Here is a 23,207-nt window from a genome sequence, read left to right on the forward strand (position 1 = left end):
ACAAACACTAACAACTGACAACTGTTTTCTAACTTGCGCCCATGATTCAATTCCCGAGCGCAAAGATAAACCTTGGTCTGCAACTGGTAGAAAAACGCCCCGACGGGTTCCATAACCTGGTCTCCTGCTTTTACCCCGTAGGCTGGGCCGATGCCCTGGAAATTCTTCCCTCCTCAGACGGAGGGGCTACCTTCACCCTCTCGGGGCTTCCGGTGCCCGGCGATCCGACCGCCAACCTGTGCTGGAAAGCCTATGAGCTCCTTCGCCGAAATTTTGAACTGCCCCCCATCCAGATGCACCTGCACAAAGCCATTCCCATGGGGGCGGGCCTGGGCGGCGGCTCCGCCGATGCGGCTTTCACCCTCAAGATTCTGAACCAGCAGTTCGGGTTGGATTTGGGGGAGGAGGCGCTGGAAAACTACGCCCGCCAGTTGGGCAGTGACTGTGCCTTCTTTATCAGGAACAGACCAGTGCTGGCCGTAGAGAAAGGTGACGTGTTTGAACCGATGGAACTGGACTTAACCGGCTGGCACTTACTGCTGGTCTATCCCAACCTGGCCATCAGCACCGCCGAGGCGTACGCCGCCGTTTCGCCCCGTTTCCCCAAAAAGAGCCTGAAAACGCTGCTAGCGCAGGAGGTCTCCTCCTGGAAAGATGAAGTAGTGAATGACTTTGAGCAAAGCTTGTTCCCTAAGTATCCAGTGCTGGCAGACTTGAAGACTCAACTGTACGAGATGGGTGCCGTGTACGCGTCCATGTCGGGGTCGGGGTCTACCATGTATGGGTTGTTCCAAACGCCGCCTGCCCAACCGTTGCCTTTCCCCCAGGAGTACTCAGTTTGGCAGGGCGTCCTTTAACTTCCGCTGCCGCCTATTCAGCACGCTTTCCAGAATGGGGTGCAGAAACACACTGAACAGAATAATAGCCGCCCCGTAGTAAAAGCCCGCCGACATCTGCTCGCCTTCTTTAAAGATAAAGAAAGCCAATAGAATGCCGTACACCGGTTCCAGGTTCACGGTCAGGTTCATGGTGTAGGCGCTGAATTTCTGCATGAGCCGCACGGCAGCCGTGTACGCATACACGGTGCACACCACCCCCAATATGCCAATACTGAATACGTCCAGCCACGTCAAGGATAACTGGAGTTCACCGGTATCGGTCAACCATTCGCGGTAGATGGGCAGAAACAGGCAGGTCGCCACCCAGGCCCCGGCCATCTCGTAGCAGGTAATGGTGGTAGCGGCGTGTTGTTTGGTGAGTTTACTGTTGATAATGGTGAAACAAGAGGCCAGAAAAGCCGAGGCCACCGCCATGGAAATGCCCACGGCATGGTCAAACTCGAACCGGAAGATGATGTACAGCCCCACCATAATCAGCAGGGCCAGTGCCACCTCATGCGGCTTGATTTTCTTATTAGTGAAAATGGGTTCCAGAATAGACGTCCAAAGGCTGGAAGTAGCCATACCCGCCAAACAGATAGACACCGAAGAAACCCGCGCCGAGGCGAAGAACAGAATCCAGTGCGCCGCAATCAGGAAGCCCACACTCAGGATTTTCACAATGTTACGCCGGCCAATCTTAAAGGATTGTTTCTTGAGTTTAATGACCACGGCCAACGCCACCGCCGCCAGGATTGTCCGGTAAAACACCAGCTCCACCGCCGGAATAGAGATGAATTTCCCTAAAATGGCCGTAAAACCCCACAGCAGAATGATGAAGTGAAGTTCTAGAAAGTCTTTGAGCCGAGGAGTTTGCACTTTTAATTAGGAATTAAGAATTGGGGGTGTTTTGGGAAAAGTAGACCGAAAACAGAATGTTTTATTTCTCTAGTTTCTACTGGCGCGAGTCTCCAGACTCCCTTCGTGTTGAAGCATTGATTTTCTCAAATAACGCGGAAGTTACTTCAGTGCCATAATTATATGTTTGCATTCCCGTTGGTGGTTCCCGGCGAGTCTGGAGGCTCGCATCATCCTTGGTCACGAGACTAGAGTCTCGCGCCAGTAACTGTCCATGTCTCTACCAGCTAATAACTGACAACTAAAAACTGACAACTATCTGGGCACCGTTCGGTAGAGAACAACGCCAATCACGGAGAAAACGGCCAACGGAACGAAAGCGGCCACCTGGGGCGGAATACCACCCACGGAGGCCAAACTTCGGCTCATCATCACGAAGATGATGAAGACAAACGCCAGCACAAAGCCCAAGGCAATCTGCAGACCCACACCGCCGCGCACTTTACGGGAGCTTAGAATTACCCCAATAATGGTGAGTACCGTAATGGCGAAGGGGTAGCTCATGCGTTCGTATTTCTCGGTCATGTACATCTCCACATCGGTGGCCCCGCGCAGAATTTTCTCGTCAATAAGCTTGTTCAGTTCGGCGTTGGTGAGGGTTTCCTTCAGGCGGTAGGTGCTGGCAAAATCTTTGGGCAGCAGGTTTAAGGTGGTGTCAACAGCGCCGCCATGTACCACCGTTTCCTTGTCGCCGTTGAAGGTGCGCAGGGTGTAGGCGTCCAGGTGCCATTTCTGTTTGGTGCTGTCCCACCGGATAGATTCTGAGGATAATTTTCTGATCAGCTCCTGCTTTTGGATGGTCTCCAGGGTGAACTTGTAGCCTATGTTGGCGTGGTTGTTATAGCTTTCCAGGTACGCGTACGTATCTGGCCCAATGCGGAAGTGCACGTTTCGGCCCTCAAACGTGTAGGGGTTCTTCACGTACTTGATCTCAAAGGCCACGCGCGTTTTGTTGGCGGTAGGAATCACGTACGACGCGAAAAAAAAGATGAAAATCCCGATGATAATTGACCCGATGATGTAGGGCACCAGCATCCGCTTAAAGGAAACCCCGCTGCTCAGAATGGCTACAATCTCAGTATGCGAGGCCAACTTGGCCGTCACAAAGACCGTGGCAATAAACACCGTAATGGGGCTGAGCATGTTGATGTAGTGCGGGATCATGTTCATGTAATAATCAAACAGGATGATCTTCACGGAGAGGTTATGCTGAATGAAGTCATCATTCTTCTCCACAAAGTCAATCACGCAGATGACCGCAATCAAGATGATCACCACAAACACAAACGTGGTCAGGAACTTCTTGAGAATGTAATTATCTAATAGCTTCAGTTTCACCTTAATCAATTATGAATTAGGAATTAAGAATTAAGAATTGATTCTCCACCAAAACAGCTGGGTTCATCACCTTCAAATTCTTAATTCCTAATTGTTAATTCCTAATTCCTAACTTAGAGTCTCGTCATTAGTTTCTTCACCATTTCATCTTTCCAGGTACGGAAGGTGCCCGCCATGATCTGCTCGCGCGCCTGGCCTACCAGCCACAGATAGAAAGTGAGGTTGTGCACACTGGCAATCTGGGCTCCCAGCATCTCGGTGGCATGCATGAGGTGGCGCAGATACGCCTTGGAATAAAACGTGCTCACGTACCCACCCAGTTCCGCGTCAATGGGAGAGAAGTCTTCCTTCCAGCGTTCATTTCTTATATTGATGATGCCTTGGGTGGTAAACAGCATACCGTTCCGCGCATTACGGGTAGGCAACACGCAGTCAAACATATCTACGCCCAGAGCGATGTTTTCCAGAATGTTAGCCGGGGTACCCACGCCCATGAGGTAACGCGGTTTATCAGCGGGCAGTATGTCACAGACCAGTTCAGTCATCTCGTACATCATCTCGGCAGGCTCACCCACTGATAAACCGCCAATGGCATTGCCCGGACGTCCCTTAGCCGCAATCGTCTCCGCCGATTGGATACGCAGGTCTTTGTAGGTGCTGCCCTGTACAATAGGGAAGAGGGTTTGCTCGTAGCCGTACTTGCCCTCAGTTGCGTCAAAACGGTCAATGCAGCGTTGTAGCCAGCGGTGCGTGCGCTCCATGGAGTTACGGGCGTAGTTGTAGTCGCACGGGTAGGGCGTACACTCGTCAAAAGCCATGATAATGTCCGCGCCAATGGTGCGCTGCGTGTCCATCACGTTCTCTGGGGTGAACAGGTGGCTGGAGCCGTCAATGTGCGACCTAAACTTCACGCCGTCTTCAATGATCTTGCGCGTGCCCGAAAGCGAGAACACCTGGTATCCGCCGCTGTCGGTGAGAATAGGCCCGTCCCACCCGTTGAATTTATGTAAGCCGCCCGCTTTCTCCAGCACGGTTAAACCGGGCCGAAGGTACAGGTGGTAGGTGTTGCCTAGAATGATCTGGGCTTTTACGTCTTCTTTGAGCTCGCGCTGGTGCACGGCCTTTACGGTGCCGGCGGTACCCACCGGCATGAAAATAGGGGTTTGTATGGTGCCGTGGGCGGTGGTCAATACACCGGCACGGGCTTTGGAAGCGGGATCTTTCGCTACTAAATCAAAGGTCATGGACTACGGGTAAAGTGCTGGAGAAGCCTTCTTTACAGAAGAACGCGGCGGTCTTTCAGAAACCCGCGCTTCTCCAAACGGCAAAGATACAAACAACCTTTTGTTCTGCCGCCCCGTGGGTAAGTCTCTCCCAAATATTTGTGCTATTTTTGGCTTCAGTTTTCTTCGCCTTGGACGTTACATTTTACCTTTCTGCTTCTCTGTTCTACCTGCTGGTAGCCTGTGTGCTGGTGCAGTTGTTTTACGAACTCTATTATTTCCTGCCGCTCGCCTTTCACCAAGAGCAGGAAGAAGTTAACCCCTCGGCCTTGCCGCCTTTGTCTATTTTGGTAGCCGCCCACAATGAAGTAGGGAATCTGCAGAGATTATTGCCCCTTCTAATACAACAAGAGTACCCGCAGCCGTTAGAAATCATAGTGATAGATGATCGCTCCTGGGACGGATCTCATGTATTGGTGAAAGAATATGAACTGGAGCACCCCCACGTACGTCTGCTGCGGGTAAAGGAAACGCCGCCTCTTATGAGCCCAAAAAAATACGCGCTCTTTCTGGGGATAAAAGCCGCTCAGTATGAGCATCTTTTGCTCACCGATGCCGACTGTAGACCCCTTTCAAACCAATGGGCGCAGCAAATGGCCAGTGGGTTTTTAGGTGGAAACGACATCGTTTTAGGCATTTCTCCGTATATGCAGATATATGGATTCTTAAATCATTTAATCCGGTTTGAAACCTTCTTGACGGCAATGCAGTATCTGTCCTTTGCCATGAGAGGCCAGGCGTACATGGGAGTGGGAAGAAATCTGGCTTACACCAAATCAACGTTCTTACGTAACAAGGGCTTTGCCTCCCATATCAGATCCCTGGGAGGGGACGACGATTTATTTGTGCAGGAAGCTGCCAAACACTCTGCCGTCCAGATTGTCATTGACCAAGGCGCCCAGACAAGCAGCACCCCGGAAACCCGGTGGCGCGACTGGTGGCGCCAGAAACGAAGACATTTGGCGGCAGGGCGGCAGTACCAGAAGAAGGAGCAGTTCAGACTCGGACTTTTTGTCTTGTCAAATGGGCTATTTTATGTAATATCACCTGTTCTTTTAGGGTTACAGTATCAACTGCTTTGGGTTGGCCTCATTATTGGGGTAAGGTATGCCGCCCTCTACGGCACCTATTTGCCAGTAGCGCGCCGTTTGCAAAACCCTTTGGCCTGGTGGCTGTTACCAATACTGGAACTAGGGTATTACCTCAATTATATAGGGATCGGGATCTCTGTTTTAACGACTAAAAAGGTAAGATGGAAGTAAATAAACAATTCTCCGCGAAAGCGAAACACGATTTTAAACTGATCCAGTCAGCGGTAGAAGACGGAGATGAGAAGGCTTACGCCGAGCTGATGCAGATCTACAAAAAGCCGGTTTACCACGTGGTTCTTAAGATGGTGCGCAACGCAGATGATGCCGAGGATCTCACCATTGAAGCCTTCGCGAAAGCCTTCCGCAACCTGCACAAATTCAACCCGGAGTATGCTTTCAGTACGTGGCTTTTCCGTATTGCCACCAACAACTGCATTGACTTCATCCGGAAGAACAAGATCAAGACCATGAGCATTGACTCAGCCATCAAGATCGACAACGGCGATGAGATCACCATTGATTTCAAAGACAACAACCTGAACCCGCAAGAGTCTGCCATCAAAAACCAGAAGATTGAGATCATGCAGTACATTGTGAGTAAACTGCCCGACAAGTACCAGCGCCTGGTCACCCTGCGTTACTTTGACGAGCTGTCTTACGAGGAGATCGCCACCGAACTCAGCGCCCCGCTGGGCACCGTAAAAGCCCAACTGCACCGCGCCCGCGAGTTGCTCTATGACATGGTGAAAAACAAGAAGCACCTGATCTAGCTGGTATCAAGTAGCAAGTATCACGTAGCAAGATTTTAAAATTGAAATGTTCGCAGAAGGCAGCCCAAGTGGCTGCTTTCTGTGTTTATAAGCAGTTTTATTGAAAAATAGGCCTTAAACGGAATATGTGCATCCCGCAAGTTTGAGCGAAGCTCAAACTTGCGGGATGCATGGTTTTGGTGCTCTTTTCCTGAAAAGAAAGGCAAAACAGAACCCAAGTCTTTTGCATTCTGACAAACTCAGGACTCCAGACTCAGAACTCCTTTTCTTATCTTTGCCCCTATGAACCCAACATCCGCCGATATCTTACTGCACTACTTCCCAGACCTCACGCCAGAGCAACAGCACCAGTTTGCGCGGCTGGCGGAGCTGTATGTGGAGTGGAATTCCAAAATCAACGTGATTTCCCGCAAAGACATGGATAACCTGACGGTGAACCACCTGCTGCATTCCCTGGGCATTGCCAAAGTGGTGCAGTTTCCGGCGGGAACCTCAGTGATGGACGTAGGAACCGGCGGCGGCTTGCCCGGTTTGCCTTTGGCGATTCTGTTCCCCGAGGTGAAGTTTCACTTGGTAGACTCCATAGGCAAGAAAATCCATGTGGTGGAGGAAATTGCGCAGGAACTACGGTTGCATAACGTGAAAGCCACCCACACCCGTGCCGAGCAGGTGCACGAAAAGTATGATTTCATTGTGAGCCGCGCCGTGGCTAGATTGGCTACCTTTTACCAATGGATTCAGTTCAGCTACAAGAAAGACTCGGTACCCGGCCAGGGACTGTACTACCTCAAAGGTGGTGACTTAACCGAAGAATTGGCTGAGTCTGGTCTGTTGCATGAAGTGTTTGACTTGAGTACCTATTTCCAGGAAGAATTCTTCGAGACGAAGAAAGTGGTGTACGTGCCGCTGCATCCAACGGCGTAAAGCGTTTCAGGCCTGTTTTTCAAAAATCAGCTCTGAAATAGGATTACAAATAAAAGCCGAGGCCTCTTCAAGTGGAGAGGCCTCGGCTTTTTGCTATTCAGGATTTACCCATCCTTTTGTCATCTTGGGAAGATCTTGTGGGCGCATTGCAGTAGCGGTTATTCATCGCTGTTCTAGTTCGCCCACAAGATCCTTTCAGGATGACAAAGAAGAGGAAAGTCTTGCTATTATCTACCGCACCAACTCCACCTTTTCAATCATATCGCCGATGTTCAATTGATGCACCACGTCCATGCCTTTGACTACGCGCGCGAAGATGGTGTAGCGGCCGTCCAGGTGCGGGGTGGGAGAGTGGGTGATGAACCATTGGCAGCTTTCGGTGTCTTTGCCCGCACTGGCCATGCCTACGTAGCCTTCCAGGTAATTCAGATCAGCAAACTCAGAGCGGATGGCGTAATCCGTGGAACCCCAGCCGTCGCCGCGCGGACAGCCGCCCTGTGCCACGAAGTTGGGCACCACGCGGTGGTAGTTCTTGCCGTTGTAAAAGCCTTGCTCCAGTAACTCCACAAAGTTCGCCACCGAGCCCGGCGCATCTTCTACCAGCAGTTCAAACGTGATATCGCCTTTAGACGTACGTAGCCGCGCCTTCTGGTTCTTTTGCAGCTTGTTCACCGTGGCCCAATTAATAGGATGGCTGAACGGAGTGGCGGGTGTAGGCGCTGAGGTCTTGCCTTCCAGGTAGTCCAGCGTTTTCTGTAGTTCCAGGTAGGTCTCCATGTCGCGGGGCAAAGTGAGTTTGTCGCGGGCTTGGGTCAGGAAAGAGCGGTCTGCATAGGCATTCTTCAGGTTCAAATCCGGATTCCGGAGGGCACCGGCGGCAATGCCCACCAAAGCCACATCGCTAGATTGGATGGCTTTTTGGAAAATCAGGCTAAAAACAGGAGCTGCCGAAGCGTCAAAATTCTTCTGCCCTCGCATGGCTGCCATCGCTTCTATGCCCAAGGTGCTGATGGCCGGGTGAGTTGCTTTAAACGTCTGCTGTTCAATGAAGGAATACTGGTTTTGGTCTTTGCTGAGAGCCGTAAGCAACGCTGCTTTCTCATACGGGTTCTTCGCCGAGGCAAACCGTTGCTGAATCTGATGGCTTACCCGCTGCTTCTGCTCAGCCGGAGAAGAGGCCAAGGCTGCACCAAACAACGTCGCCCGCACACGCCAGTTCTGCTGTTGGTTGGCTGCTTCCAATAATCGAGAAGCTTCAGTAGCCGGAGCTTTGGCGGTCAGGTACTCGGCGGCGCTGAGGGCCACCAGCGGGTGTTTATCTGATAGGGCGTTCCAGGCGGCGGTTTGCACGGCGGCGTACGGCACCTGGTACAAAGGGCGCACGGCATTAATCCGCACGCGGTAATCAGCGTCTTTGCCCAGAACTTGGTTAATGACAGAGGCCACGCCTACGGTATCGGTCATCTTTCCCAGCGCCAATGCCGCTGCCATGCGTACATTCGCGCTGGGGTCTTGCTGCACAACTTTAAAGACCTGCGCTTTAACCGGACTTGGGTCTACTTTGGCGGTTCGGCCTAGAAAGTGGGCGGCTCCTAAACGGGCCTCTTCCTGACCAGAGGTTAGAAGTTCAGCGGCTTTGGTGATGGCCCCCGCATAGTTCAGTTTCCGTTGTCCGGCCCGGTAAATGGCCCAGGCTTGCGCCGCTTGCATCTCGGGTTGCGCCGTGTACCTAGATATCATGTCCAATCCGTTTTGGGTAGCGCACTTACCCCAAGCTTCCAGCATCTCGGCTCTGGTGGGTACGTGTTGTTCCCGCCCGTACGCCTCCATCAAGGCGGGCTCCGCCGAGGCGTTGCCAATTTGCCCCAAGGCATACGCCGTCGCTTTCCTGACCTCCGCTTCCCGGTCTTGCAGCAAAGGAGTCAGTGCCGAAATAGCCGTGCTGTCCTGTATTGAACCAAACGCCAAAGCAGCTTCGCGGCGGTACATGGTTTCGGGGCGTTCCAAAAAGGCGAGCAGATCCTGGGTTTTGCGTTCGTCCTGGAGCGTGTAGATTTTACGCAGGGTCGCGTCACTGAATTTATTCACGCCCCTAGTGGCACTCTGCTGGGCAGGCTGACGGCAGGCAGCAGCCAACAAGAGCAGAGCAGCGGCGTTTCTGAGTTGTTTTTTCATAAAGAGCACTTAAGCACGGAAGATACAAAACTGTCCTGAGTCTGCGGCAAAAGCCTTTTAGCGGCAGCAACCCGAATTGCCGTTTTAGCCCTGTTTTCAGGAAAATGAGCCTAAAACGAGCGCCGGATTGTCTTAAAAATGCAGACCTTTGCGCCCGTTATGATTCCCGCTGCCCCCGCCCCTACTTACTCGTTCCGTTTCTGGATGCTGTGCCTGAGTTCGTTCCTCTTCTCGGCCAGTTTCAACATGATTATCCCGGAGTTGCCCAACTTCCTGACGCACTTAGGCGGGGCCGATTACAAAGGCTACATCATCGGCTTGTTTACCCTCACCGCCGGGCTTTCGCGCCCCTTCAGCGGGAAGCTCACCGATACGGTAGGCAGACTGCCGGTCATGTACTTCGGTGTAGCCGTCTGCATCTTATGTAGTTTGCTGTACCCGTTGCTCACCACCGTTTTTGCGTTCCTGCTGCTGCGGCTCGTTCACGGTTTTTCCACGGGTTTCACGCCCACCGGCGAAGCAGCGTACATCGCAGACATTGTGCCGCTGGAGCGGAGAGGTGCCGCCATCGGTATTTTCGGGTTGGCGGGAAGCCTGGGCTTGGCGGCAGGGCCCGCCATTGGCGGAGAGTTTAGCCGGCATTTCACCTTGAACGCACTCTTCTACTCTTCCTCCGGCATGGCCCTGCTCTCCATTCTGGTGCTGGTCAACCTGAAAGAAACGCTGCCCAATCCGCAGAAATTCAAGCTGGGCTTGCTGCGCATCCGCCGGGATGAAATCTTTGAGCCCAGGGTGCTGCCCACCTTCGTGGTGATGTTGCTCACGCTGTCTTGCTACGGCGCGGTGCTCACCGTTACGCCAGATTTCAGCCAGCACCTGGGCATCCAGAACAAAGGACTGTTCTTCACTTTCTATACTGTTGCTTCCATTGGCGTGCGTTTTCTGGCAGGTCGCGCCTCTGACCGCTTCGGCCGGGTTCCCATTCTGCGCGTTTCCACGTTGCTGATGGCCATCTCTATGGTGGTCTTAGGGCTATCCGAGAGCAAGGCCATGTTCCTGGGAGCGGCCATCTTGTACGGCTTCGGAACGGGCATGAACTCGCCCACGCTCTACGCCTGGGCCATTGACCTGAGCCACCCCGAACGCCGTGGCCGCGCCATGGCCACCGTGTACATTGCCTTGGAAGCCGGTATCGGCATTGGTGCCTTCGCCTCCGGCTGGATTTATGGAAATGAAGTAGGCGCCATCCCGTATGTGTTCTGGGGGGCCGCTGCCCTGTGCTTTCTGGCGTTTCTATTTGTGATGCTGGGCAAGTTTGGGAAAAAAGAAGTCCTGAGTTCTGAGTCTTGAGTCGATGCCGTTCGGTGCCGTTGTTGGTGTTATCACCAACAACCTTTATTGCGGAGGCATGCGCAAGGGCAACCATAAGGGATTGCCCCTACACAGAACACTCTATGCGCGGAAGTTACTTCCGCGCCAATATGGCTCATTTTAAGCAAAAGGCACATGAAACGCCGTTGTGGTTGTTGGTGATAACACCAACAACGGCATCAAAAAGCTTCCCAACTCAGAACTCAAGACTCAGAACTCAGGACTCCTTTTACAAATACCCCTTCGCCTGAAGACGGAACAATTCGGCATAGCGGGTGCCTTTGGCGATGAGTTCTTCGTGGGAGCCCATTTCCACAAATTGGCCGTTTTCAATCACCAGAATCCTATTGGCCATGCGCACGGTGGAAAAGCGGTGGGAGATAAGCACGGCGGTTTTGCCCTGGGTCAGTTCCGCGAAGCGTTGAAAGACTTCGTGCTCGGCGCGGGCGTCTAGGGCGGCCGTAGGTTCGTCCAGAATCAGGAGTTGGGCATCGCGCATGTACGCTCTTCCCAAGGCTATTTTCTGCCACTCGCCGCCCGATAAATCCACGCCTTTGTTGAAGCGGCGGCCAATCACCTGGTCATAGCCCTCGGGAAGTTTGGCGATGACAGTATCGGCGAGGCTTTGCTGCGCCGAAGTCTGGATGCGGGGTTTGTTCTCTTTTTCCTCAATGCGGCCGATGGCGATGTTGGTGCCTGCGCTCATCTGGAACCGCACGAAATCCTGGAAAATCACGCCAATTTCGCGGCGCAAATCGGCGGGGTCATACTCACGCAGGTCTACGCCATCTAGCAAAATACGGCCTTCGGTAGGGTCGTAGAGGCGGGAGAGCAGTTTTACCATGGTGGTTTTTCCGGCCCCGTTTTCGCCTACCAGCGCCAGTTTCTCACCGGCATGCAAGGTGAAGTTGAGGTGGCGGAGCGCCCATTTCTCTGAGTTTCGGTACTGGAAACCTACGTTCTCAAAGGTAAAGCCGTGCTTGATAGGCCGAGGGAAGGCTGGGGCAGAAGCCAGTCGCCGGATGCGGGGTTGCAGCTCAAAGAAGTCAAAGAAATCCTGCAGGTACAACGCGCCCTCGGCCACGCTGGTGAACCGGTTGAGCACGGCTTCCAGCAATCCGCGCAAGCGCATGAAGGAGCCGGAGAGAAACGTTAATTGGCCCAGGGAAACCTGCCCTTGCACCGTTTGCATGAGCAGGTACACATACGCCCCATAGTAACCGGCGCTGCCCAAAGCGGCAAACACGCTGCCCCAAGCGGCCCGGCGGGTAGACAGTTTCTGGTTGTCTTTGTAAAACTGGTGGGAAAGGGTGCGGAAACGGTCTACCAGAAAACCAGACAGCCCGAAGATTTTCACTTCTTTGGCGGTATCATCGCTGGCCCCAGTCTGGCGCAGGTAATCCAGCTCGCGGCGCTCGGGAGTCCAGCCGTGTACCAGGGAGTAGCTGCGTTCGTTGAAGTGCGATTCGCCCAGAAACGCGGGCAATACCGCCACTAGTAATAGCAGCAACAGCCACGGGTAAAAAGCGATAAGTCCGGCGGCCAGGAAAATCATGGTTAGGATATCCTGCATCTGGCCCAGTACCTGGCTCATGAGAATGGTTCGGCTGAGGGTCTGACGGCGGGCGCGTTCCAGTTTGTCATAGAAGGCCGAGTCTTCAAACTGGTCAAGGTCTAGCTCGGCGGCGTGTTCCATGAGCCGCACCGAGGATTGATTCGCGAACAAATCGCCTAGCAAGCCATCCAGTAAGGCAATGCCCCGGTTCAGGAAATCAGAAAGTATGGCCAAGCCAAATTCAATGGCGATGAGCGTGAAAAGATGGCCCAGCAGTTTGTCGTTGGTTTGGGTGAGGCGCACCACCTCGTCAATAATGAGCTGGCCTACGTAGAGCACCGCCAGCGGCACAGCGGCCCGCATTAACCGAAGCACCACGTTGATGAACGCCATGCGCGGATTGGTTTTCCAGACCATTTTCAGGAAAGGCGGCAAATGCTTGAGCGCGCTTACCCGCTGCTGCACCGAAAGCTGCGGCTGTCCCTGTCTGGGTGGTTTCTTGCCAAAAAAATTGTCCCAAAATGCCATAAGCGGTGAAGTTATTGAAAAGCCCTTTACTTACGCTGTTTTTTGCGAAACGTCCTACATTCCTATTGTCCTTCCTCGTAAAGAATCAAAAGAAAGAGTTTGGTTGAAAGATTTTGTGCCCTGTTTTAAGGCTCTTTTGGCAGAAACAGGCCTGAAACGGCTTGGATGCTATACCCTAAGTAACCAAAGAAATAACTTATCTGCCCGCAAGTGGTTTTACCTTTGTGGCTTTTGAAAGCGAGAAGGTTTTTGTTTCCTTCTGAGGGATAATTTCGTAGGTTACTTTTATGGAAGAATTGTTTTTACAACGGCTCTGGACGCTGCACCAGCAGAACCAGTTCCGGATACCCACCAACCTGCTTTGCCAGTTCCTGAATAGATTGCTGCAGATGCTGTTTCCGCCTTTGACCGAGCAGCCTTTCAAGAACATGCAGGCCTTGGCCCAGGAAGCCACGTTTCTGGAGCAGGAACTGGAATCTTTGCTGGAAGGCGTTCAGCACATCAGTGCGTTCTCAGCGCATGAAACCGTGCACCGTTTCATGCGCCAACTGCCCAATTTACACGAGCGGCTTATTTCCGATGCCCACTTTATTATTCAGGAAGACCCCGCCGCCCGGCACATTGAGGAAGTGATGCGTTCTTACCCCGGCTTTTACGGCATCGCGGTGTACCGCATCGCGCATGTGCTGTACCAGGAAGGGGTGCCGTTGCTGCCGCGCATCTTAACCGAATACGCCCATAGCCGCACTGGTATTGATATTCACCCAGGGGCGCAGATTGATTATCCGTTCTGTATTGACCACGGCACCGGTATTGTCATAGGGGAGACCACCGTCATCGGCAAAAACGTGAAGCTGTACCAGGGCGTGACCCTGGGAGCCTTAAGCGTGGCCAAATACATGATGGATTTAAAGCGTCATCCTACGCTGGAAAACAACGTGATTATCTATGCCGGGGCCACTATTCTGGGCGGCAACACCGTGATTGGCGCGCACAGCATTATTGGCGGTAACGTATGGCTCACCGAGAGCGTACCTGCCTATTCACGGTTGTATCACCGCGCCCAGATAAAGGTGAGCCGGTCAGAGGCGCCAGAAGATATTCTGGATTTCTCTATTTAAGCACGCCCTTTGGGGTTACTAAAATAACTTTACATTTGTAGTAAATGGCAGGCACGTCTTTGCCCTAAACGGATACTTCTTTTAACGTAAACCTTACGAGATGAAAGTAGAAAACATATTACAGACCATCGGGGATACCCCGGTTGTCCGCATCAATAAACTGTTTGGCCCCGATGCCCAGGTTTGGATGAAACTGGAGCGCGCCAACCCCGGCGGAAGCATCAAAGACCGCATTGCCTTGTCCATGATTGAAGACGCTGAGCAGCGTGGTCTGTTAAAGCCCCACAGCCATATCATTGAACCCACCTCGGGGAATACCGGGGTGGGTTTGGCCATGGTGGCCGCTGTGAAAGGCTATGAAATTACCTTGGTCATGCCGGAATCCATGTCTATTGAGCGCCGCCGTCTGATGGCTGCGTACGGAGCCCACCTGGAATTGACGCCTCGGGAGAAAGGCATGAACGGGGCCATTGCCCGGGCCAATGAACTGGCCGCCGAAAACGAGAACGCCTGGATTCCCATGCAGTTTGAGAACGAAGCCAATACCCGTATCCACGTAGAAACCACCGCGCAGGAAGTGCTGCGTGACTTCCCAGACGGAGTTGATTACCTGATTACCGGCGTAGGTACCGGCGGCCACATCACCGGCGTAGGGCAGGTGCTGAAACAGAAATTCCCTGACTTGAAAGTGTTGGCCGTAGAGCCTACCTTATCTCCGGTATTGAGCGGTGGTGCTCCGGGCCCACACCCTATCCAAGGCGTAGGCGCGGGCTTTATCCCTAAGGTGATGGACATGTCGGTGCTGGATGGCGTGATTCAGGTAGACCCTAAGGATGCGTTTGAGTATACCCGCCGCGCGGCCCGTGAGGAAGGGATTTTCATTGGGATTTCCTCTGGAGGTTCCCTCGCTGCCGTCGCCCAGAAACTGGCCGAGGTAGAGCCGGGTGCCCGTATTCTCACCTTCTGCTATGACACCGGTGAGCGTTACCTGTCAGTAGAAGGTCTGTTCGTGTAACAGTTGCCGTTCATGCATAACAAAGCCGCCCCTGCATTTGCAGGGGCGGCTTTGTTATGCGCCTGTTTTTCTGAAAAGGGCGTTAAAACCAAGGAAGAACTTTAGTATACCCAATCGTCTAAAGTGTCTTCCCTCACGGCGTTAGATACTTTCTGGCCACTGGAAAGAGGTCAATACTAGCTGGTATGGTATTAGAAGGCAATTCCCAGATTGAAGCCAAGGCCTCTTATGCCGGCAAAGGGCCCATTGCCTTTCACGCTTACCCCTGTGTTGGTCACGGTGGCGTCAATTGTTGAGTTGCCAGGTAGATCGTCGTTGATAGACTCAATGTCTTCCTCCAGATCCCTTCTTTCCTGAGGGGTCATGGTGCTTAGATCTGCCGTGCCCGTCAGGTCAACTTTCATCTTGCCATAATGGCCGCCCATAATGTACCAGTCAAAAGTCACCCGTTTGGCTATCAACCACTGAGAACCAATCATCAATCCGCCGCCGTATCCTTTTATATTTCCACCTATCGGAATGGTGTAGGTATTGAAGTCTGTGTCATAGTCATGCACGTACGTGGCGTCTAAATCCATGTATCGGCCATACAGAGACAGGTAAAAGCCCCGTGCGCCAGGTTTCTTGCCGGTATAGAACCTGATTTCGCCGGTATAAGACTTGTTGGCGATGGTAGCGCTCTGGAGTTGGTCTATAATGTCATCGTCTTCGTCTGCAAACTCGTCTAATCCTCTGTCCACTAAAGGAATAGAAGTGGCATTGGTTTTGGGAAGAAAACTGTAACCGGCCACAAACGTTATCTTACGGGTGAGCGAACGCTCATAGCTGAGGCTGTAATTACTCAGGGCCAACGAGGATAAATTGATCTTGAGAATGTTCTTCCGGAAGACCTCGTCCTTAGAGATGTCTTCTAACGCAGAACTGTTTAGCTTTTCTAGAGCGGAGAAGGTGGGGAGGGTACCCGCTGGGTCAGACTCGGTTGAAGGTGTAGTTTGAGCGAAACCATGAAGCCCAGACAGAACTAAAAGAAGTGTAAAGAGTTTTCTCATATAACTTATTTTTATAAAATGTTTGTAAAGGTCTACAGATAAGCTGGGTATTGAAATACCTGAAAGTAAGTATTTCCTGCGCCTCATCTTTATGAGTTGGGTGAAAAAAGGAGGTTGACGTTGCTGTCAAACCGCTGTATGAATATAGGGATGTCGTTGATTTTGGGTAATTCCGTTAAATAGGGGCAAAAACAAAGCCGCCCCTGCAAAGGCAGAGGCGGCTTTGTTTTTGCCCCTATTTCTTAAAAAAAGGCCTGAAATAGAACGGTCTACCGGAAAGAAGGACGGGCGTTCTTCTGGGAGACCAGCTGCCAAATGACAGTGGTTTTCGCCTTTCTAAGGGGTTTATTGAGCTTTAGAAGAAGTAGCGTCAGAAGCAGTACCTGTTCTGCCGCCCCCCAAGGTGCTGCCCAACCCTTTCACTGAATTGGTCACGGTATCTGTGAGCGAGCGGCGTTTGTCTTTGCCTAAAGCAGCTATTGCTATCCCGGCCCCCGCTGCGCCTAGCAGGGAATACAATACTTTTTTGTTCCCGGCCAGAGATTTTACTTTGTTGAGGAGAGACTTACCATTGCTGTTAGTAGCCTCTTTGTTCTTCTTACCCTTTTTCTTGTTCTTTGCCATTGCTGTTGCTTTAATTGGTGGATCAATGCGTTACGGTAAATACGAAGAGGCTATGTGGTTTACCCCTTCATAAGCACCTACGCCACTCTGGCCTTTATGTTCCCCTTGAATGGAATTTTGTGCAAAACGGTGCTTGCGTGCTGCCGGTATTTGCTTTCTTGTAACGGCCTGCCACCTAATTGCCACTGCGCCTGTTTAGCGTTTTTTGAAAAGCCCGTTTCAAGCAGGTTTGCAGGGGGCAGCGTCCGTTGGGCCTTTGTTTGGGGGCTGATTTTAGGAAAACAACCTTAAAAGAGGAATTCTCCGTACACAACGGCATAAGCGTACGTTCTTGGGAGTTCCCAAATGAGGAACTCTAGACCGCGTAATTGCTATGTGTTCTCTATGGCAACAGGCGTAGCCGATTTTTCTTCTTTTAGTTTTTTGCTCTTTTTAGAAGAGGCAGGCTTCTCTTCGGGGTGGGCGGTCTCATGGGAAGTCAGATGTTTGACAGCCGCTGTGAATCCATCCACTAGACTCCCCGCTTTGTCTGGCCCTATTGCCTTCGCCAACGCCACGCCTGCTCCCAAGGCGCCCAGCAGACCAAGCAGTACCCGGTTATCCTTAATGAATGGCTTTACGGCTCTGTAAAAGGATTGGTGCTTTTTCCCTTTTTTCTTTTTCTTAGCCATTGTCTTGTCTCTGATGAAATAGAAGTAGAGTAGGATAACTTCCCGTTAGCTACTCGCAGTTCTCTACGTGTTCATCAAGCCTGGGTTATTGGTGGTTCTGTCTGGGTCAACAAATAACCCCATGATCTTGAGGGAGGGCGATGGAGTTACAAGGCTTTTTACGCTGTAAGCTACTTACATGAATCGTTCTCTGAGGAAGCTGTAAAATTGCAGCGGATTAACATTGCAATCGCGGCGGAACTGGCATTTGAAGAGTTTTTGCTTGATTTCTTGTCTAGCTAAGTACAGAGACAGGATTACTTTATACTGCATTTTCCTCCTGAAAGGATCTTGTGGGCGAACTAAAATAGTTTTAAAGGAGCGCTATTCCCGTTTGCCACCAAGTTCCTTTCAGGAGGACAACAAAAAAGTAGGTCAAACTAATACGGTCTTATACTTATTAACAGAATCTGTTTTCAGCCTCTTTTTCTAGAAACTACCCCAAAACACCATCGGTTCAGCCACTCGCACACCATTGTAGTCAGCCAAAGTAGGAGGGAGAAGAGATGAACAGCAATCTTACTTTGAAAGTTGTGTGTACTCTTGTGTGGCCCAAAGCAAAAGAGGCACTTACAAATTTCTTGTAAGTGCCTCTCAATCAGGGTGGAGAATATCGGAGTCGAACCGATGACCTCTTGCATGCCATGCAAGCGCTCTAGCCAGCTGAGCTAATCCCCCGTTTTGATGTTACAAAAGTAATAGGCTTTCTGATAACTACAAAACTTTTAAAGAATATCAATTGATTTTTTTACTGACAACTCTCCTGGATCTGCTAAAAAATAAAGGCTGGAGTAACCTACTCCAGCCTTTATTTTTTTTTTGATACTAATGATCAGATGATTAGAAATTGTAACGCAAGCCCAGTTGGATGCTGTAAGTACTGGCAGTGCTTATAGTTCTTTCAAATGGAGTAGTTACTAATCTGTTATTGATAGCCTGCATGCGGTATACTGGCTGGTTGTTGGCATTGATACTTCTGAAGGTTAACGGATTATTAGTTAACACTCTTTCTTGAATGCCCCATTCGCTGTTCAGTAAGTTAGGCAAGTTCAAAACATCCACAGAGAATTGAAGGGTGTGCTTCACGTTCTTAGCACCTGTAGTGATGAAGAAGTCTTGAAGGAAACGCATATCAAGTCTGTTGTACCATGGTCTCAACGCCGCGTTTCTTTCGGCATATTCACCCCTGTGCTCTCTCAGATACGGAGAGTTGCTGATGAATTGCTCAAAGGCAGCCGCTTGTTGCTGAGGTGTGAAAGTAATACCGTTAGATGTATACTGCTCAAAGTTGATCTCGGCAGAAGAAGTGTTTCTAGGGATGTACATCAAATCTGTGGCGTTGTTACCATCAGCGTTCAAGTCTCCGTTTACAATAAAGCTGTAGTTTCCTAAGGTTGAGCCTTCATAGAAGAAAGAAAGAGTTGAAGCAAAGCGGTTCAAGTATTCTTTTCTATAAGAAACAGCCGCAATAACGCGGTGAGGAGTGGCATACTGTGATAAACCTAACTCTTCTTCATTGGATGTTCCAACGTTCGGGTTAGAGTTATAAACAGAAGTTGCAGTACTCCCTGGGTTGGCAGTTACTTCTGTCGCTTTAGTGTAGGTATAGGCAAGCATGCCGTAGAAGCCACTGCTGAAAGTCTTGCTTAACTGAGCAGTCAAAGAAGTGGAATAACCGGCTTTCTCAGCATTCTCAAGAACCAAAGCGGTGGCAATGCCCGGGTTTAGTCTTCTTTCAGCATTGGTGTTGTTGAAGTATCTAACACGGCTGTTGTCTCCTTCAAGAATGACGCCGGTTGGGGCCTTGAGGTTGGCATTGCGTAATCTTACGCCGTTAAGTTCTTTGGTGAATAAACCTTCTAAAGTTAGGTTAAAGCCATTCCCAAATGTTTTCTCAACCGCTAGATTCGTTCTCCAAACCTGAGGAAATTTGAACTCAGGATCCATGAACACTAAGTTAGATGGAATGGTGGCGCCTGGAGCTGCCGGGAGTAAGTTGTCATAGGCCGCTGGATCATTGCTCAACTTGATTTTTGATAAAGTCGCCGGATCTGTTACTGTAGGGCTGTACTGGATTACCCCTGAGTTCTGCGGGCCATTGGTTAAGAACACAAATGGAATTCTACCGGTGAAGATTCCGGTACCACCACGTACCACCAAGGTGTTGTTGTCAAACACATCCCATCTGAAACCAACTCTTGGAGAGAATAGCCAACGGCTTTTTGGCCATGTGCTGGTAGAGTAGTGAGTTGTGTCACCGTATCTGTCAAAAAACTTGAGGGCCGAAACCGCAGTGTTTTCTAATGGCTTCTCCAGATAGATAGGCTTATCTGCCCGAATACCAACCGTTAATTTAAATCCTTGACTTAGGTTGATTTCATCTTGTAGATAGAATCCTAGCTGCCCAATTTTCAAATCTGCCGCATAAGGGGCTGGATCATTCGTCAATGAGCGGGTTCTAGTGTAGAATACAGGAGAGCGGTCATTCAAGAAGTCATCCAAGCTGTTGAAGGCATAGTAGCCACCGGCCGCTGCCATAAACTGGTTGCCAACTCTTTGATATTCATAGGTTCCACCAGCTGTAATGGTATGGTTACCGGCGTAGTAAGAGAAGTTGTCTGTGATGCTATACACATCATTGATAACGTCATTGTTCAGCGTGTAAGGATCTGTACCTAAGGAGATGTAATTTCCTCCTTGACCATCAAAAATGTCTACGCTTGGGAAGAAAGGGCCATTGAACTTACGTGGGCCAGTAATCTTGCTAATGGTCCCCAGTAACTGGTTTGACATTTTGCCACCAAAGTTGCTGTTCAACTCCAACGTTCCGGTTCTTACGCGGTTTTCAAAGAAGTAATTGGAGTTCTCAAAAGCCATAGACTGGTTGCTGAAGCGACCATAAGGCAATCTTGTGATTCCTGAAGTGCTACCGGTTACACTAAACCCACCTCCATTAGGAACGCTGGTAGAGTTAAGCGCAACGTCTTCAATGGCCATTAGGTCGCTGTATTTAGCGGTTAATCTGTGGGCATCAGTGATATTCCAGTCTAATTTCACCAACAGCTTTTTGTTTTCGCTACGGAAATTAGGGAAGTTGTCATAAGAGCCCGGGTTGTATCCAAACTTAGTCTGTAGGTAGTTAGAGACAGCTTGTAAATCTTCAACGGTAGTTCTGGAGATATTACCTGATCCAGATCCACCGGTAGGGCTCCAGGTGATTCCTGGCCGGGTTCCATCTTCAATTTCGCCGTTCAGGAAGAAGAACAATTTGTTTTTAATGATCGGGCCTCCAAGGGTGAAGCCATAGGTGTTGGTTTTGGCATCAATGATCTGGCTGCTGATGTCTCTTGTGCCAACTCTTGATCCTAAGAAGTCCTGGTTTCTGTAGTAGGTATAAGCAGAACCGTGGAAAGTGTTGGTACCACTTTTGGTTACCGCGTTGATACCGGCCCCTGTGAAGTTTGCCTGTCTAACGTCAAAAGGAGCAATGTTGATGGAAATTTGGTCATACGCCTCTATAGAGATTGGCTGGGCACCGCCACCTGGAAGTGGATCGCTTGACAAACCAAAGTTATTGTTAAGGTTGGCACCATCTACCTGAATGTTGTTATAGCGGTTGTCACGTCCGGCAAAGCTGTTGCCATTGGCGTTGCCCTGTGGGGTTAAACGGGTATAATCAGTAATACTTCTAGAGATGGTAGGCAAGGTTTGGATTTCTCTTGTCCCAACATTGGTCGCCGCACCGGTTCTGGCTGAATTTAGAACAGTCATTCTGTCTGTTTCAACCACAACTTCCTGTAATGCAGTACCTGATTCTGCCAGATTTGAGTTCACAATGTACGTTTCACCAAGTTTAAGCGAAACATTAGAGAAAACTTGGTTCTGGTAACCAATGTAAGAGACTTCAATAGTGTAAGGGCCACCAATACGGGCACTTGGAATGGTAAAGCGCCCCTCTGTGTTGGTAGAGGCTCCATAGATGGTGCCCGAAGGTTGGTGGGTCGCTTTCACGGTTGCTCCGATAAGTGCTTCACCTTTCGTATCCTGAACGGATCCGGTAATACTACTCGTTGTTACCTGTGCAAACAGTCCTGCCGTACAGAGTAACATGAGAAGTGTGGAAAGTAAAAACTTCTTCATAAAGGGTTTTTTTTGTGCAAAAGTAAAAAGGGTAAAAAGAAAAGCGGGTAAGGCTATTGTTAAGTTAACATTAAGATTGTTAACAGAACTGCTAAGAAAAGAAACTGCAGAATCCCTATAGGAGGAGAGCATTTTGTAGGTGGTCAGTGGATTGACAGCACAAAGATAGAGACTTAATTTATTTGTTAGGCAAGCAATTCTGAAACTTAATTTCAACGCTGTAATCAAGTTACGTCCCTCCTGCTAAGGTATTGCTAACACTTTTTCAAACTTGTTAATCAGTACTTATACCAACGCCCATATCATTACAGGATCAGTAATGATATGGGCGCGTTGTAGCAATTTTTTTAAAAGCGAAATTTATAAGACGGTGTAGTCTAAGGGCATGTTTGAAATTTGTCTTTGGTGCTGCTACTGGCCATAGCAAGAACCTGAGTTCGCACTTTTTGGGCCTCGTAGCACTGCTACGAGGCCTAAAAGGTGCTTCCGCAGAACCTTACTCTTTTCAGTTGAGCTTACCTGTCCAAAATTTAAACATGGAGCCTGTTTAGAGTTTTTCATTAACCGGTATTTTAAACAATTCCTCTGCGGCAGTGTACAGTTTAACCTCTTGTTTTTAGGCTAGTTTTATAATAACAGGCCAAAAACAAGAGGTTTAGCTGTACTCTGCCGCATGCAGATGCTTGTACCGTCGTTTTCAGGCTACTTTTATCAAAACAGGCCAGAAACTCTAAACAGCTTCATGCTCTAAATGTAAGGCCGCACGGCTTTCACAAATATCTTCTGATAGTAGGGACTAAATAGATTGTCTTCTTTCACGCCCAGCGAGGTAGAGGCGTGGATAAACCAGATCTCATCCTGGCTTTTCACTTCGGTGACCATGCCCACGTGCGTGATATTGTAGGCGCTTTTGGAGGAACTGAAGAAGACCAGGTCACCGGCCTGCAGTTCACGGGGAGAAATAGCAGACCCAAACTGGCTCTGCTCACCTGACGTGCGCGGCAGTTGTACGTCAATGGCCTGAAAAGAAGTACACAGCAGGCCTGAGCAGTCCATGCCTATGCGCGTGGTGCCCCCCAGTTGGTAAGGGGTGCCGGTGTAAGAGCGGGCCGCCTGAATAACCGTTGCAATGTCCCGGCGCACAGCACTGTTTTTGTTTCTGGGGATATGAATAGACTTAGGCGGTTTCCTGCCTTTGCTGCTGGAGATATGGATCTCTCTGAGAGGCTTTTTAGAGGAGCCGGAGCCACGGCGTGCCAGACGCTCTTTTTTCTTCAGTTCCGCAATTTCACTGGCAGAACGGTACTTCTCATTTGGTTTGCTGAAGGTGGAGTACGAAGACCTTCCGCAGGAGGCGATGAGCAGAGTAAGGCTCAAAAGAAGGAGAGAGGCTGTTTTTGATACGTTGTTCAAAGCTGTCTTGTGTCTGCGCATTTTCAATATCCATCAAAGATAAAGCATTCCACTTTTCAGTAAAATAGGTTGGGCTTCGTCTTTCGTTTACACTGTGTTTTTTTAAAAAGTATTCAGAAGACATCTTAGGTGTTGAGAACCCCTATGGTAACGGCTACAATAATAAAACCGTATCTGAAAAGATGCAGCCTATGTCTGTCTGGTGGTTAGTATGTTGGTAGTCAGGTGTTTTGTTTTGGGTTTTTTCTCTTGAAGCTGCTGAGGGAGCCTAAATCTCCAAGCCGTGTTTTAGGGCTGATTTTCA

Annotated in this window: 17 protein-coding genes and 1 tRNA gene; 7 read left to right on the forward strand and 11 right to left on the reverse strand. The window is 50.2% G+C overall.

Features of this window, described 5'->3' with window-relative positions; translation table 11 throughout:
• The first annotated feature begins 41 nt into the window (after window positions 1-41).
• Window positions 42-857 carry a 4-(cytidine 5'-diphospho)-2-C-methyl-D-erythritol kinase gene (gene ispE / locus HHO50_RS11095; RefSeq protein ID WP_181306110.1) on the forward strand — a complete coding sequence of 272 codons (816 nt, stop codon included), beginning with the start codon at window positions 42-44 and terminating at the stop codon, window positions 855-857.
• On the opposite strand, the gene HHO50_RS11100 is transcribed toward ispE, so the two are convergent.
• From HHO50_RS11100 to tgt, 3 genes are all read right to left on the reverse strand, one after another.
• On the reverse strand, window positions 834-1,757 hold the full coding sequence (locus tag HHO50_RS11100) for a DMT family transporter (RefSeq protein ID WP_181306111.1): 924 nt from the start codon (window positions 1,755-1,757) through the stop codon (window positions 834-836). The two genes, ispE and HHO50_RS11100, sit on opposite strands and share 24 nt — an antisense overlap.
• Before the next feature lie 294 nt (window positions 1,758-2,051).
• Window positions 2,052-3,128: an LptF/LptG family permease gene (locus HHO50_RS11105; RefSeq protein ID WP_181306207.1), complete on the reverse strand. Its 1,077-nt coding sequence runs from the start codon at window positions 3,126-3,128 to the stop codon at window positions 2,052-2,054.
• A gap of 119 nt (window positions 3,129-3,247) precedes the next feature.
• Window positions 3,248-4,378 (reverse strand): tRNA guanosine(34) transglycosylase Tgt, encoded by a 1,131-nt coding sequence (tgt, locus tag HHO50_RS11110; RefSeq protein WP_181306113.1) that lies wholly within the window; start codon window positions 4,376-4,378, stop codon window positions 3,248-3,250.
• A gap of 170 nt (window positions 4,379-4,548) precedes the next feature.
• Here tgt and HHO50_RS11115 point away from each other — a divergent pair, with 170 nt between their 5' ends.
• The 3 genes from HHO50_RS11115 to rsmG all read left to right on the forward strand — a co-directional run bounded on the left by HHO50_RS11115 (window position 4,549) and on the right by rsmG (window position 7,202).
• The gene (locus HHO50_RS11115) at window positions 4,549-5,679 is read left to right on the forward strand and encodes a glycosyltransferase (protein ID WP_181306114.1); all 1,131 of its coding nucleotides are present in this window, start codon (window positions 4,549-4,551) and stop codon (window positions 5,677-5,679) included.
• Entirely contained in the window at window positions 5,670-6,278 is a 609-nt protein-coding gene (locus HHO50_RS11120; protein ID WP_062542709.1) for an RNA polymerase sigma factor, read from the forward strand. Before HHO50_RS11115 ends, HHO50_RS11120 begins: the two co-directional genes overlap by 10 nt.
• 282 nt (window positions 6,279-6,560) lie before the next feature.
• Window positions 6,561-7,202 carry a 16S rRNA (guanine(527)-N(7))-methyltransferase RsmG gene (gene rsmG / locus HHO50_RS11125; RefSeq protein WP_181306116.1) on the forward strand — a complete coding sequence of 214 codons (642 nt, stop codon included), beginning with the start codon at window positions 6,561-6,563 and terminating at the stop codon, window positions 7,200-7,202.
• A gap of 231 nt (window positions 7,203-7,433) precedes the next feature.
• On the opposite strand, the gene HHO50_RS11130 is transcribed toward rsmG, so the two are convergent.
• Window positions 7,434-9,377, reverse strand: a complete 1,944-nt coding sequence (locus tag HHO50_RS11130) for a peptidylprolyl isomerase (protein ID WP_181306118.1) — start codon at window positions 9,375-9,377, stop codon at window positions 7,434-7,436.
• Window positions 9,378-9,515: 138 nt separating this feature from the next.
• Between HHO50_RS11130 and HHO50_RS11135 the strand changes: the two genes are divergently transcribed.
• A complete protein-coding gene (locus HHO50_RS11135; RefSeq protein WP_255478697.1) occupies window positions 9,516-10,727 on the forward strand; it encodes an MFS transporter in 1,212 nt (403 codons plus the stop codon).
• A 250-nt stretch (window positions 10,728-10,977) separates the two neighbouring features.
• Here the strand turns inward: HHO50_RS11135 and HHO50_RS11140 are convergent, their stop codons facing one another.
• Window positions 10,978-12,831, reverse strand: coding sequence for an ABC transporter ATP-binding protein (locus HHO50_RS11140; protein ID WP_181306120.1), 1,854 nt, complete (start codon window positions 12,829-12,831; stop codon window positions 10,978-10,980).
• A 287-nt stretch (window positions 12,832-13,118) separates the two neighbouring features.
• Between HHO50_RS11140 and HHO50_RS11145 the strand changes: the two genes are divergently transcribed.
• Together HHO50_RS11145 and cysK are read left to right on the forward strand one after the other, a co-directional pair.
• Window positions 13,119-13,952, forward strand: a complete 834-nt coding sequence (locus tag HHO50_RS11145) for a serine O-acetyltransferase (protein WP_181306121.1) — start codon at window positions 13,119-13,121, stop codon at window positions 13,950-13,952.
• A gap of 100 nt (window positions 13,953-14,052) precedes the next feature.
• Window positions 14,053-14,967: a cysteine synthase A gene (gene cysK, locus HHO50_RS11150; RefSeq protein WP_181306123.1), complete on the forward strand. Its 915-nt coding sequence runs from the start codon at window positions 14,053-14,055 to the stop codon at window positions 14,965-14,967.
• A 191-nt stretch (window positions 14,968-15,158) separates the two neighbouring features.
• Here cysK and HHO50_RS11155 read toward each other — a convergent pair whose 3' ends face one another.
• The 6 genes from HHO50_RS11155 to HHO50_RS11180 form a co-directional block, all read right to left on the reverse strand.
• Window positions 15,159-16,016: a DUF3575 domain-containing protein gene (locus tag HHO50_RS11155; protein ID WP_219921518.1), complete on the reverse strand. Its 858-nt coding sequence runs from the start codon at window positions 16,014-16,016 to the stop codon at window positions 15,159-15,161.
• A 345-nt stretch (window positions 16,017-16,361) separates the two neighbouring features.
• Window positions 16,362-16,640: a hypothetical protein gene (locus HHO50_RS11160; RefSeq protein ID WP_181306125.1), complete on the reverse strand. Its 279-nt coding sequence runs from the start codon at window positions 16,638-16,640 to the stop codon at window positions 16,362-16,364.
• 371 nt (window positions 16,641-17,011) lie between these two features.
• Window positions 17,012-17,311 carry a hypothetical protein gene (locus tag HHO50_RS11165; RefSeq protein ID WP_181306127.1) on the reverse strand — a complete coding sequence of 100 codons (300 nt, stop codon included), beginning with the start codon at window positions 17,309-17,311 and terminating at the stop codon, window positions 17,012-17,014.
• 643 nt (window positions 17,312-17,954) lie between these two features.
• Window positions 17,955-18,028: transfer RNA gene (locus HHO50_RS11170), tRNA-Ala, on the reverse strand.
• Between the two features lie 162 nt (window positions 18,029-18,190).
• Window positions 18,191-21,706, reverse strand: a complete 3,516-nt coding sequence (locus tag HHO50_RS11175; RefSeq protein WP_181306128.1) for a carboxypeptidase regulatory-like domain-containing protein — start codon at window positions 21,704-21,706, stop codon at window positions 18,191-18,193.
• Between the two features lie 531 nt (window positions 21,707-22,237).
• On the reverse strand, window positions 22,238-22,867 hold the full coding sequence (locus tag HHO50_RS11180; RefSeq protein WP_255478698.1) for a C40 family peptidase: 630 nt from the start codon (window positions 22,865-22,867) through the stop codon (window positions 22,238-22,240).
• Window positions 22,868-23,207: the final 340 nt, after the last annotated feature.

The organism is Rufibacter sp. XAAS-G3-1 (genome assembly GCF_013623775.1).
Taxonomy (GTDB): Bacteria; Bacteroidota; Bacteroidia; order Cytophagales; family Hymenobacteraceae; genus Nibribacter.

What these genes read in the sequence shown, in the direction of transcription:
- HHO50_RS11130 (WP_181306118.1), bottom strand. Translation starts at nt 9,377, where the DNA reads ATGAAAAAACAACTCAGAAACGCCGCTGCTCTGCTCTTGTTGGCTGCT.
- HHO50_RS11165 (WP_181306127.1), bottom strand. Translation starts at nt 17,311, where the DNA reads ATGGCTAAGAAAAAGAAAAAAGGGAAAAAGCACCAATCCTTTTACAGA.
- rsmG (WP_181306116.1), top strand. Translation starts at nt 6,561, where the DNA reads ATGAACCCAACATCCGCCGATATCTTACTGCACTACTTCCCAGACCTC.
- HHO50_RS11140 (WP_181306120.1), bottom strand. Translation starts at nt 12,831, where the DNA reads ATGGCATTTTGGGACAATTTTTTTGGCAAGAAACCACCCAGACAGGGA.
- HHO50_RS11120 (WP_062542709.1), top strand. Translation starts at nt 5,670, where the DNA reads ATGGAAGTAAATAAACAATTCTCCGCGAAAGCGAAACACGATTTTAAA.
- HHO50_RS11155 (WP_219921518.1), bottom strand. Translation starts at nt 16,016, where the DNA reads ATGAGAAAACTCTTTACACTTCTTTTAGTTCTGTCTGGGCTTCATGGT.
- tgt (WP_181306113.1), bottom strand. Translation starts at nt 4,378, where the DNA reads ATGACCTTTGATTTAGTAGCGAAAGATCCCGCTTCCAAAGCCCGTGCC.
- cysK (WP_181306123.1), top strand. Translation starts at nt 14,053, where the DNA reads ATGAAAGTAGAAAACATATTACAGACCATCGGGGATACCCCGGTTGTC.
- HHO50_RS11145 (WP_181306121.1), top strand. Translation starts at nt 13,119, where the DNA reads ATGGAAGAATTGTTTTTACAACGGCTCTGGACGCTGCACCAGCAGAAC.
- ispE (WP_181306110.1), top strand. Translation starts at nt 42, where the DNA reads ATGATTCAATTCCCGAGCGCAAAGATAAACCTTGGTCTGCAACTGGTA.
- HHO50_RS11135 (WP_255478697.1), top strand. Translation starts at nt 9,516, where the DNA reads ATGCAGACCTTTGCGCCCGTTATGATTCCCGCTGCCCCCGCCCCTACT.
- HHO50_RS11160 (WP_181306125.1), bottom strand. Translation starts at nt 16,640, where the DNA reads ATGGCAAAGAACAAGAAAAAGGGTAAGAAGAACAAAGAGGCTACTAAC.